The sequence below is a fragment of the Arthrobacter sp. KN11-1C genome (assembly GCF_052180225.1).
Classification (GTDB): Bacteria; Actinomycetota; Actinomycetes; order Actinomycetales; family Micrococcaceae; genus Arthrobacter.
In genome coordinates this window covers 2,136,343-2,148,771 of the sequence record NZ_CP197467.1, presented here as the reverse complement: position 1 = coordinate 2,148,771, position 12,429 = coordinate 2,136,343, and the positions used below count along the sequence as shown (strand labels likewise).

General features: G+C 65.4%; 8 protein-coding genes. 7 read left to right on the top strand and 1 reads right to left on the bottom strand.

The window, feature by feature from the left end:
- Nucleotides 1-42 precede the first annotated feature (42 nt).
- The gene (locus tag ACSBOX_RS10030) at nt 43-1,005 is read right to left on the bottom strand and encodes a sugar-binding transcriptional regulator (RefSeq protein WP_442545849.1); all 963 of its coding nucleotides are present in this window, start codon (nt 1,003-1,005) and stop codon (nt 43-45) included.
- Between the two features lie 124 nt (nt 1,006-1,129).
- Between ACSBOX_RS10030 and ACSBOX_RS10025 the strand changes: the two genes are divergently transcribed.
- The 7 genes from ACSBOX_RS10025 to ACSBOX_RS09995 all read left to right on the top strand — a co-directional run bounded on the left by ACSBOX_RS10025 (nt 1,130) and on the right by ACSBOX_RS09995 (nt 12,429).
- Nucleotides 1,130-2,959 (top strand): glycerol-3-phosphate dehydrogenase/oxidase, encoded by a 1,830-nt coding sequence (locus ACSBOX_RS10025; protein WP_442545848.1) that lies wholly within the window; start codon nt 1,130-1,132, stop codon nt 2,957-2,959.
- A 175-nt stretch (nt 2,960-3,134) separates the two neighbouring features.
- The gene (locus ACSBOX_RS10020) at nt 3,135-3,884 is read left to right on the top strand and encodes an MIP/aquaporin family protein (RefSeq protein ID WP_241709955.1); all 750 of its coding nucleotides are present in this window, start codon (nt 3,135-3,137) and stop codon (nt 3,882-3,884) included.
- 57 nt (nt 3,885-3,941) lie between these two features.
- Nucleotides 3,942-5,456 (top strand): glycerol kinase GlpK, encoded by a 1,515-nt coding sequence (gene glpK / locus ACSBOX_RS10015; protein WP_442545847.1) that lies wholly within the window; start codon nt 3,942-3,944, stop codon nt 5,454-5,456.
- A gap of 407 nt (nt 5,457-5,863) precedes the next feature.
- On the top strand, nt 5,864-8,392 hold the full coding sequence (leuS, locus tag ACSBOX_RS10010) for a leucine--tRNA ligase (RefSeq protein WP_442546010.1): 2,529 nt from the start codon (nt 5,864-5,866) through the stop codon (nt 8,390-8,392).
- A gap of 57 nt (nt 8,393-8,449) precedes the next feature.
- Complete coding sequence (locus ACSBOX_RS10005) at nt 8,450-9,472, top strand: DegV family protein (protein WP_442545846.1); 1,023 nt, start codon at nt 8,450-8,452, stop codon at nt 9,470-9,472.
- A 168-nt stretch (nt 9,473-9,640) separates the two neighbouring features.
- Nucleotides 9,641-11,401 (top strand): DUF222 domain-containing protein, encoded by a 1,761-nt coding sequence (locus ACSBOX_RS10000; RefSeq protein WP_442545845.1) that lies wholly within the window; start codon nt 9,641-9,643, stop codon nt 11,399-11,401.
- A gap of 122 nt (nt 11,402-11,523) precedes the next feature.
- A complete protein-coding gene (locus ACSBOX_RS09995; protein ID WP_442545844.1) occupies nt 11,524-12,429 on the top strand; it encodes a helix-hairpin-helix domain-containing protein in 906 nt (301 codons plus the stop codon).

Here is a 12,429-nt window from a genome sequence, read left to right as displayed (position 1 = left end):
TACCTATCTCGATGCCGGGAATGTTTCAGGTCCTTCAGTTTTTCAGGAAGGGCTGCCGAAACTGACCAGGCGCTTCGCTGTGGCCTCGTCCAGGATCAGATCCGTTGCCAGCCCCGCTTCAAGGGCTCCGCGCAGCCCGTTGATCTTGGAGGCACCCGAGACGACACAAATGCGGCGGCGGACCTGCCGCAATTGCTCGTGGCTGGGGCCGGTGGACCGCTCATTGAGGGTGATGCCGTCGGAGGAGCCGTCTGCACGGAAGAAGACGGTGGCAACATCGCCCACGACGTCCGAGCTCGCAAGCAGGTTCAAGTCAGTTTCATCGAGGTATCCGCCTGCGTAGACGTGGCTGGGGTAGTCCGAATGCACCGAGCCGACACCGAAGATGGCGATGCTCATCCTGGCCTGGAGGTCGAGCACGCGCTGGACGCTGCGCTCATTCCACATGGCGGTCTTCGTGGAGGCGTGGTCGAAGAAGGCGGGCACCGGGAACTGTTCCACCCGCGCCCCATAGGCGATGCCGAAACGGCGCATGATGTCGCTGGCGTAGGTGATGCCGGTGGTCTGCATGTTGCCGGCGCCGTTGAGCTGCACGATAGTGCTGCCGTGCGTGATCTTGCGGGTCAGGTGCCTGCTGACGGCGCTGATGGTCGCACCCCAGGCCACTCCGATGATCGCGTTGGAATCGACGAGGGGACCAATGGTCCGCGCGGCCTGCGTCGCCACCCGGTCCAGGGTTTCAGCCTCGTTCAAGGTGTCCAGGACCGGTACCACGTGCACATCGACGCCGTAGTGGCTGCGGATCATGCGCTCCAGTTCGGGGGCGGAATCAAGGGGACTGCGGATCTGGATCTGGACCAGTCCCGATTCGCGGGCCGAGGACAGCAGCCGGGAGACGGTTGAGCGGGAGGTCCGGAGTTCGCGGGCAATGGCGTCCATTGTGAGGTCTTGGAGGTAGTACATCTGCGCGGCCCGAAGGGCCTCTGAATGTCGTGATCGTGGCATCTCAGTTCCGTTCTGCACGTTTGTGCAAATAGCTTGATTTCATTTTCCATTCCTTCGAAGAATAGTTGTGCAAGGTGCGACGTCAAGTGATGCAGCGCATACACCAAAGCCCAAGGGAGCAGTTTTGGGATACACCAGCAATTCCGGTTCCGCAGCGGAATCACCACGCCGGACCTCGGTTTCGGCACTCCGCGAGCGACCCAAGGCCCAGGTGCTGATCATCGGAGGCGGCATCAACGGCGTCGGAACGTTCCGTGACCTGGCATTGCAAGGCGTGGACGTCGCACTCGTGGAACGCGGTGACTATTGCCAGGGCGCCAGCGGTGCCTCATCCCACATGATCCACGGCGGTATCCGCTACCTCGAGAACGGGGAATTCCGCCTCGTCCAGGAATCGGTGGTCGAGCGCAACCGGCTATTGAAGATCGCGCCGCATTACGTCAAGCCGCTGCAGACAACCATCCCCATCTTCAGCACCTTCTCCGGGATACTTTCCGCCCCCACGCGCTTCCTCACGCACAAGCAAGGCAAGCCGAAGGAGCGCGGCGCGTTCCTCATCAAGCTCGGACTGAGCATGTACGACTTCTTCTCCCGCGACGGAGGCAGCGTTCCCCGCCACCAGTTCCGTGGCAGGGAGAGGGCACTGGCCGAATTGCCGCGGTTGCACCCCGGCATCAAGTACGCAGCCACCTACTTTGACGCGTCCGTGCACAACCCCGAGCGCCTGACGCTCGATGTGCTGCAGGACGGCGAAAAGGCGGGCATCGGCAGCGGCTTGCCGGGCGGCAGCGCCCGGGCCAGCAATTACGTCTCGCTGATTTCGAATGACCCGGCCTCGACGGACACCGCCGCTGGTTCCGCCGGCGCTGTGGTGCTGCGCGACGAACTCACGGGCGAGGAATTCAGCTTCCAGGCCGACGTGATCGTCAACACCACCGGCGCCTGGGTTGACCTCACCAACGAGGCAATGGGTGCCGCGAGCCGTTTCATGGGCGGAACCAAGGGTTCCCACATTGTCCTGGACCACCCGGAGTTGCTCGCAGCGTGCGGCGGCCGCGAGATCTTCTTCGAACACACGGACGGCCGGATCGTCCTGATCTACCCGATGGGTGACCGCGTCCTGGTCGGCACCACCGACGTCGAAGCGGACATGGCCCAGGATGCCGTGTGCACGGAAGCCGAGATCGACTACTTCTTCGACCTCGTCGGACATGTCTTCCCGTCGATCACGGTCGAGCGCAGCCAGATCGTCTACAGCTTCGCCGGCGTCCGGCCGCTCCCGCGCCACGACGACACCCAGCCGGGCTTCGTATCCCGCGACTACCGGATCGAGCGAAGCACGCGGGAAGCGTCCGGCGCGGCCGCCGCCCAAGGCGGCAAGGCCGCCGTCGTACTTTCATTGATCGGCGGAAAGTGGACCACGTTCCGGGCCCTCGCCGAACACTTGAGCAACGATGTGCTCCGGGAGCTGGGCATGGAGCGGAAGGTTTCGACGGCGAAACTCGCCATCGGAGGCGGCTTGGGTTTCCCGGACAGCGAGGATGGAATCCAGGACTGGGTCAAGAAGCACATGGCGCCGGCCAATGTGGAACAAGGCCTGGGTGCCGATCGAGTCAGCGGCCTGCTGACCCGTTATGGCACCCGCGCCGAGGACGTCATTGCCTACCTCAAGGCAGGCGAGGAGCGGAAGCTCAGGTCCACGAACGAGCTCAGCGTGCGGGAGCTCGAATTCATGGCCGCCAATGAACAGATCGGGCACCTCGTGGATGTCCTCATCCGCCGCACCTCGCTGGCCTTCCGGGGCCTCGTGACGGGGGAGCTCCTCAACGAAATCGCCGAGGTCCTCGCAGCCCGGCTCGGCTGGGATGCAGCGAAGCGCGAAGCGGAAATCCATCACGCGCAGGAGGTGCTTCTGCGTTTTCATGGCGTGACTGTTCACAGCCTCGTCGCATGAACGTAATGTACGTCACATCAGCTTGATTGTTCGGGGCATGAAGCCCCAGACGCAAGGGTTGCGGTGCTCCGCTTGGCAAGGGGGCACCGCAACCGGGACGGCGGAAACAGACGCCGGACCAACGGCCCCCACAAAACCTGCAGGGCTGACAACAGAAGAAAATGAGGAGTCAAAGATGTCTCTCGGAATTGTTTTCCTTTCCGAAGTGTTCGGAACCGGCATGCTTACCCTCCTTGGCTGTGGCGTTGTGGCAAACGTCGCGCTCAAGGGCACAAAGGGCAACAACGGCGGATTCCTGATGGTGAATTTTGGCTGGGGCATTGCAGTGTTTGCCGGTGTATACGTGGCGGCCATGTCCGGTGCGCACCTGAATCCGGCAGTGACGCTTGGTCTCTTGGTTGACGGCAAGGCCGAGTTCGCCCCCGGGGTGGCCGTGAGTGCGGCATCCACGTTCACCTACTTCGGTGGAGAACTGCTCGGTGCCTTCCTTGGCGCCGTCTTCGCCTGGCTCGCCCACAAGCAGCACTTCGACGCCGAGCCCTTGGCAGCCAGCAAGCTTGCTGTCTTCTCCACGGGACCAGCCATCCGCTCGTACCCCTGGAACCTCGTCACCGAAATCATCGCCACGTTCGTGCTGGTCTTCGTGATCCTGACCTTCGGAGGCACTCCCTCCGGCCTGGGGCCGCTCGCGGTGGCATTGCTCGTCGTCGGCATCGGCGCGTCCCTCGGCGGCCCGACGGGTTACGCGATCAACCCCGCCCGTGACCTCGGTCCGCGTATCGCCCACGCAATTCTGCCGATCAAGGGCAAGGGTTCCAGCGACTGGGCCTACGCCTGGGTTCCGATCGTGGGCCCGCTCCTGGGTGGAACGATCGCCGGACTCGTCGCCCACTCAATACCGATCATGGCCACGGTCGCCAAGTAGCACACCGCTCAGACACCAATCCCGCATCCACCAAAGCAAACAGACAAGGACGTCAAAATGTCGCAATACGTCATCGCCATTGACCAGGGAACCACCAGCTCGCGTGCCATCGTGTTCGATCACTCCGGCAACATTGTCTCCACGGGCCAGATGGAGCACGAGCAGATCTTTCCCCAGGCCGGTTGGGTAGAGCACAACCCAGTGGAGATCTGGGACAACGTCAGGGAGGTCGTCGGTTCCGCGTTGTCCAAGGCCAACCTGACCCGGCACGACATCGCCGCGGTGGGCATCACCAACCAGCGCGAAACCGCCGTCGTGTGGGACAAGAACACGGGCGAGCCGATCTACAACGCGATCGTCTGGCAGGACACCCGCACACAGTCCATCGTCGATGAACTGGGCCGGGACGGCGGACCCGAGCGGTTCAAGCAAAAGGTCGGCCTGCCCTTGGCCACCTACTTCTCCGGCACCAAGATCAAGTGGATCCTGGACAACGTCGAAGGTGCGCGGGCCAAGGCTGAAGCCGGGGACCTGGTCTTCGGCAACACCGACTGCTGGGTCCTGTGGAACCTGACAGGCGGCGTGGACGGCGGCGTGCACGCCACGGACGTCACCAATGCCTCGCGCACCATGTTCATGGACCTCGAGACCTTGCAATGGGACCAGGACATCCTGGACGCGTTCGGCGTGCCGGCGTCAATGATGCCCTCCATCAAGTCCTCCTCCGAGGTCTATGGCACGGTGCACACCTCGCAGTTGCTGCGCGAAGTGCCCGTCGCAGGCATCCTGGGCGACCAGCAGGCAGCTACATTCGGCCAGGCAGCGTTCCAGGCGGGCGAAGCCAAGAACACCTACGGCACCGGCTGCTTCCTGATCTTCAACACGGGCGAAGAAATCGTCCACTCGAAGAACGGCCTGCTGACCACGCTGGGCTACAAGCTGGGCGACGCGAAACCGCACTACGCGCTGGAAGGTTCCATTGCCGTCACGGGCTCACTGATCCAGTGGCTCCGCGACAACCTCGGCATGATCAGCTCCGCGCCCGAAGTGGAGACCCTGGCGGCCGGCGTCGAGGACAACGGCGGCGTCTACATCGTGCCGGCGTTCTCCGGCCTGTTCGCCCCGTACTGGCGCGCCGACGCCCGCGGTGCCATCGTTGGCCTGACCCGTTTTGCCAACAAGGGCCACATCGCCCGCGCGGCACTCGAGGCCACAGCCTTCCAGACCCGCGAAGTGCTCGACGCCGTCAACGCGGACTCGGGTGTTCCGCTGACCGAGTTGAAGGTCGACGGCGGCATGGTCGCCAATGAGGCGCTCATGCAGTTCCAGGCCGACATCCTGGGCGTGCCGGTGGTCCGTCCGAAGGTCGTGGAAACCACGGCCCTGGGTGCCGCCTACGCTGCGGGCCTCGCCGTCGGCTTCTGGAAGGACCTCGGCGAACTCAGCTCGAACTGGGGCGAGGACAAGCGCTGGGAGCCGCAGCTTCCGGCAGAAGAGCAGGAGCGGCAGATGCGCCTGTGGAAGAAGGCTGTGACCAAGTCCATGGATTGGGTGGACGAGGACGTTAAGTAGGTTCAACAGTCGGTTGAGGGGCCCGCTCCCGCCGAGTTAGTCGTACTCGCCCCGAAAAAGGGGCCGGTGACTCCCGCCCGCCCGCTTCGCGGTGCCCACCACACCATGGCGGGGAGTCACCGGCCCCTTTTTCTACGGGGGCTGCTCACCGACGCGAAGTGCGGCTTCCGTCAAGCCTTCGCCTACTTCGGCCTCCTGTTGCGTGTTTCCATAAACACGTAACAGGCGGGTAAGGTGGCTTTATGCGTGCGATCCTTCTGCTTAGCTAGCCGCCCGGTTTACGTCGATTTAGACCATCGCGAACCGAGCGGCCGCCCCTCCTTGCCGAGGGGCTTTTGTGTGTCCGGGACCTTCCGGGGCCCGGAGCAGGAGGCAAAACCGTCATGGAAGAACAGAAGAGGGCAGCAGTGAGCGTTCAGCCGGAGACAGAAACCGGAGCACAGTCAACAGTGGCAGGCGAGACGCCCGAGGAGGGTGTCTACAGCTTCGCCTCGATGGAGGCCAAGTGGCCGCGGGTCTGGGAAGACCTTAAAGTCTTCACTCCTGTTGACGATGGTTCCCGCGAGCGGCGCTATGTCCTGGACATGTTCCCCTACCCTTCCGGCGACCTCCACATGGGCCACGCCGAAGCCTTCGCGATGGGCGACGTCGTGGCGCGGTACCTCCGCCAGAAGGGGTTCGACGTCCTGCACCCCATCGGCTGGGACTCCTTCGGCCTGCCCGCGGAGAACGCCGCCATCAAGCGCAACGCGCACCCCAGCGAGTGGACCTACGCCAACATCGACACGCAGGCCGCGTCGTTCAAGCGCTACGCGATCTCCGCCGACTGGTCCCGCCGGCTGCACACCTCGGACCCCGAGTACTACCGCTGGACGCAGTGGCTGTTCAAGCGCTTCTACGAGCGCGGGCTGGCCTACCGCAAGGATTCCCCCGTCAACTGGTGCCCGAAGGACCTGACCGTCCTGGCGAACGAACAGGTAGTCAATGGCGCGTGCGAACGCTGCGGGACCCCTGTGACGAAGAAGTCCCTGAACCAGTGGTACTTCAAGATCACTGACTACGCCGACCGCTTGCTGGACGACATGACCGAACTCCAGGGGCACTGGCCCGAGCGCGTGCTGGCAATGCAGCGCAACTGGATCGGCCGCTCCGAGGGCGCCCACGTCCGCTTCGCGATCGAAGCCACGGATGGCCGCGCCGAGCGCGAAGTCACTGTCTTCACCACCCGCCCGGACACCTTGTATGGTGCAACGTTCTTCGTCGTCGCCGCGGATGCTCACCTGGCGCTGGATCTGGTCACGCCCGAACACCACGACTCGCTCATGGCCTACCGCGAGAAGGTCAAGGCGCTGTCTGACATCGAGCGCCAGTCGACTGAACGCGAAAAGACCGGCGTGTTCACCGGCCGCTACGCCATCAACCCGCTCAATGGCGAAAGGCTGCCAGTGTGGGCAGCCGATTACGTGCTCGCCGACTACGGCACGGGTGCCATCATGGCAGTGCCCGCGCACGACCAGCGCGACCTCGATTTCGCCCGCGCCTTCGACCTGCCGGTGCGTCCGGTCCTGAACACCGGCGGGGAAGACCCGGCGGAGACCGGCATCGCGACGGCCGGCGAGGGCACCCTGATGAACTCCGGCGAACTGGACGGCTTGTCCAAGGCCGAGGCCATCCCCGCAGCCATCGACATCCTGGAGAAACTGGGCACGGGGGAGAAGTTCGTCAACTTCCGCCTGCGCGACTGGCTCTTGAGCCGCCAGCGCTTCTGGGGTACTCCGATCCCCATCATCCACTGCGCCGAATGCGGCGAGGTGCCAGTGCCGGACGATCAGCTGCCTGTCCGGCTGCCCGAAAACCTGCGCGGTGAGGCGCTCTCACCACGCGGAACGTCTCCACTCGCCGCGGCACTGGAATGGGTCAACGTCGAGTGCCCGAACTGCGGACGGGCCGCCCAGCGCGACACGGACACCATGGACACGTTCGTTGACTCCTCCTGGTACTTCCTGCGCTTCGTTTCCCCGCACTACACCGAGGGTCCGTTCGATCCGGCCAAGATCAATGAGTGGATGCCGGTCGGCCAGTACGTGGGCGGCGTCGAGCACGCCATCCTGCACTTGCTGTATGCGCGCTTCTTCACCAAGGTCATCCACGACATGGGCATGCTCGACGCGGACGAACCCTTCAGCGCCCTGCTCAACCAGGGGCAGGTCCTCAACGGCGGCAAGGCCATGAGCAAGTCGCTCGGCAACGGCGTGGATCTCGGCGAGCAACTGGACAAGTTCGGCGTCGATGCAGTCCGCTTGACCATGGTCTTCGCCTCCCCGCCTGAGGACGATGTCGACTGGGCTGATGTGTCGCCGTCGGGCTCCGCCAAGTTCCTTGCCCGCGCCTGGCGCCTTGGCCAGGACATCGCGAGCGAACCCGGCGTCGATGTCTCCACTGGCGACCGCGCGCTGCGCACCATCACCCACCGGACCATCGCCGACGCTGCCGAGCTGTTGGACAACAACAAGTTCAACGTTGTGGTGGCCAAACTGATGGAGCTGGTCAACGCGACCCGCAAGACCATCGACTCCGGTGCCGGTGGCGCAGATCCCGCCGTTCGTGAAGCCGTCGAAGCCGTGGCAGTCATCCTGAGCCTCTTCGCCCCGTACACGGCCGAGGACCTGTGGAACCAGTTGGGCCACCCGGCCTCGGTGGCGAACGCTGGCTGGCCCTCCCACGATGCCTCGCTTCTTGTCCAGGACACGGTGACGGCCGTCGTGCAGGTCCAGGGCAAGGTCCGTGACCGCTTGGACGTTTCGCCGGACATCAGTGAGGACGCCCTGCGCGAGCTCGCCCTGGCCAGCGAAAACGTGCAGCGGGCACTCGATGGCCGCGGCATCCGCACCGTGATCGTGCGCGCGCCTAAACTGGTGAACATCGTCCCGGCCTAGCCGGAAAACGGCCGCCGGCGCTTGTCGGCGGCCGGCCACCAGCTCCAGGAGGCTCCCTTGACGGACCGCGAACCACCCGCATGGTTGTGGCTCAAGGAACGTTTGGCCCGCCTGCGCCAATCCACGACGCCGGGCCGCGCCGGAACTGAGCCGGCGCCCGCCGTCGTGCGCACCGCCGTCGTCACCGACTCGGCTGCCGCTCTCCCGGCCGATTGGGTCAAGGCGTTCGTTGCCGACGGCCGCCTCGCCGTCGTTCCGATGCCCGTCATGGTGGGCGAGGAGATCTACGGCGAGGGGGAGGACGACATCACCCAGACGCTCGCGCTTGCCCTGGCCGCGGGATCGTCCGTGAAGACCTCAAGGCCGTCGCCCGGCCAGTTCGAACAGGCCTATCTCGCCGCCCGGGACCGCGGTTTCGAAGCCGTCGTCTCCATCCACATTTCCGCAGGGTTGTCCGGCACCGCCGATGCAGCACGGATGGCCGCGGAGCGTGTCTCGATCCCCGTCGAAGTCGTTGACTCCCGCACCGTCGGAATGGCGCAAGGCATGGGTGTCCAAAGCGCGCTGGTTGCGGCTGCGGACGGCCGCTCGGCAGCCGACGTCCGGCACTTTGCCGAGGAGCGATTGGGCCGCACCAAGGTCTACTTTTATGTGCCGAGCCTCGAGCAGCTGCGGCGCGGCGGACGCATCGGCACCGCCGCATCCTGGCTCGGGACGATGCTGTCCATCAAGCCGATCCTCGCGGTCGACGGCGGCAAGATCGTACCGCTCGAGAAGGTGCGCTCGGCTGCGAAGGCCGTTGCGCGGCTCGAAGAAATCGTTGCAGCGGATGTCAATTCCCGGCCCCCAGGGCAATCGCGGCTCGCCGTGCATCACTTTGGAAACCTTGGAGAGGCAGAGCGGCTCGCGGCCCGGCTCGGAGAGAACTGCCCCGATTGCCCGCCGGCACAGATCAGTGCCCTGCCTGCCGTGCTGGCGGCCCACGCCGGGCTCGGGGTCTTGGCGGTGGTTGTCGGGGAGAGCAGTACGCCTGGTGCTACGACGCTCCTACGCGACGGCGCGGAAGCCCCAACGGATTAGGCGAACACGACGCGGAGCCAGCCGTAGCCGCGGGCAAGCTTCGTGGGCATAGGTCCTGACCGACGCCACACTTGCGAACGACGCCGATGCGCGGAGGTTTTTGAATGAGGCAACGAGCATCCTGAGCTCCCGCCTTATTTTGTCGTACCCTCCTGGCAGACTGTTTCCATGGAAGCGATCGGATGCGTCGACACCCGGCAGGGCCCTGGGTCCCGTGGGCTTTTCGTGGCGTCCCATCATGCCCGTGGTCGGCGCTTTGCCGGGTCCCACGCCGGGATTCCGGGCGGGCTGGCGTTGGTGGATCCGCGCGATCGCGGCGGCCGGCCGGTGGCTTTGGACCGGGCCGTGGCTGCAGTGCGGTCGCTGGCCGAAAGAGCGGCCGACGACGTCGGAGTCACCGGTTTCGAAGAGGCTGTCGCGTTCGCGTCCGGGGTGGAGGAACTCTCCCGGACCCTGGATTATCTCCAGGTGGCCGCCGCTTCCACGCTCGACGCGGCCCGGAACGAAGAACCTGCCACCAGGCCAGGTTGGACAACAGGCTGGGCTGCCGATGCGGAGACCGGCGCCGGCGCGGGATGGACGTCCGGGACCGTGGCAGGCCAAGCGGATACGCAGGGCGGTGCGGCTTCTTCCCCGGGAACGGGCAGTGCCCGGGGCGCGGAGTTCAGGTCCACGGCCGAGCATCTGCGGTCGTTGTTGCGTATCAGTGCCGGCGACGCAAGGCGCCGGCTCGCCCTCGCGCAGGAGCTCCTGCCCGGCCGCGGCCTCAGCGGAGAAACGGTCCCTGCCCGGCACGGGGAAACGGCCGCGGCGCTGGCCTCCGGGGTGATCGGGTCCGCTGCGGCCGGGATCATCACGACGGCCGTGGCAAAGGTGCGCCCGCTGTGCAGCCCGGAGAAGGCCGCGGAAATGGAACACGCCTTGGCCCGCACCGCGGAGGACAACGACCAGGACTTCCTGGCCAGGGTGGCCCGGCGCTGGGTCGAGGCGATCGACCAGGACGGCCCGGAACCGTCCGAAGAATCCCTGCGCCACCATCAAGGAGCGTTCCTGCGCCGCCCCAAGCACGGGCTGGCGCACGTGGAGATCTTCGCCACCACCGAGCAATACGAACACCTGCTCACGGTCATGAACACCGCCACCAACCCCCGCACCCGGACATCTGAAGGCACAGTACAAGGCCCAGCTCCTGCCTGCGCGGAGACTTCCGGCGAGCCATCTGCCGATTCGTCCTCTGATTCTTGCGGCGATTCGTCCGAGAGTGCCGGGGCGCTGGAGCGGCGGTCGAGGGCGCAGAAGCTGCTGGACGGCCTAGTCGGCGCCTGCCGGATCGCCCTGGCCACAGGGTCCCTGCCGGCCACGGGCGGCCACCGCCCGCAGATCCTGGCCACCATCGACCACCGCGACCTCTTACCCGAGGAGGGCCGGCATCCGCAGTCCGGGAATCTTTTACGCTCCGGGCAGCCGTCGGGTCAGGCCGCCTTGTTCAACCACCCCCGGCAGGGTGGGGGCACTGGGTCCTTCACGTTCACCGGCCCCGTCCCTGCGGCCACGTTGCGCAAACTCGCCTGCGACGCCGACATCGTCCCCGTGGTCCTGGGCGGCGAGGGTCAGATCCTGGACATCGGACGGGCCTCACGGATCTTCCCGCCGCACATCCGCAAAGCCATCACCGCGCGGGACAAAGGCTGCGCCTTCCCCGGATGCACCATACCGGCCCCGTGGTGCGAAGCTCACCATATCGAGTACTGGTCCCGCGGCGGAGTCACGAGCGCGGCTAACGGCACCTTGCTCTGCAGTCACCATCACCACCTGATCCACAAAGAAGACTGGTACATCCACGTCCAAGCAGGCGTGCCATGGTTCATCCCGCCACCGCACATCGACCCGCACCGGAAGCCACGAAGAAACCACTACTTCCAGATATAGCCCCGAAATTCGCCTCGTCCCGCGCCGCCCACTGATCCTCCACAAGCACTCTGCGGGGGCCCTGTCCACATAGCGCCCTTCCGAGCTGCTGCTGCGGGCGTGGGCGGCCTAGGCTCGTGGATATGCCACGCCGGAACCGAGCCTCACCCGCGCACGATGCAGCGAGTGCCGCCCGGCTCCGGTTCGCTGTTCGTCTTGCACCACCCCCGGACCACGACGCTGACGCGCAGCCGGGCCACGTCAACAAAACAGAGCCTCTGCTTCCATTGCAAGCCTTGATGGCGGCCGGCTCGGGTAAGACCGATGCGGGCGAGAAGTCAGGCACCGAAGACCTTTCCTCGGAGGCACGTTCTCCAGCACGGCTCCGGTGGCGAACGCCGTGGCGCGTAGCCATGTTGCTGGCTCTGCCTTGTTTGCTGCTGGTGGTGTGGTTCCTCTGGCAGTCCTGGTCCGGGCAGCCGACGACTGAGCCCGTCGTGAGCAGTTCACTTGCGGGAGGAACTCCGAAAGCGGGCGCGGAAAGCAAAAACGACGATGTCAACGGGGCTTCGGAACGCGACGATGGAGCTCAGCTGCTTACAGTCCACGTAGCCGGTGCGGTGAAGAATCCCGGGATTGTCAGAGTTCCCACGGGAGCGCGGGTGTTCGACGCAATCGCTGCCGCTGGTGGTGCGGATCCTGCGGCCGAGCTGAACAGCCTCAACCTTGCGGCGGTGGTGCAGGACGCCGCGAAGATCCACGTTCCGCGGACAGGAGAGGCGGCTCCGTCGCAGCTTGCGGGGCCAGTTGGCGCAACTCCGACTGGGGGTAACACCGGTGCAGGGACATCCGCCGGCGGCAAAGTCAATCTCAACACCGCAACCGCTGAGGAACTCGACGCCCTGCCGAAGGTCGGTCCTGTCCTGGCCAAGCGGATCGTCGAATGGCGCGAGCAGCACGGCCCGTTCGCTTCCGTCGAGGACCTTGATGCAGTGGATGGCGTTGGTCCCAAGATGATGGAAACCCTGCTGCCCTTGGTGACGGTCTAG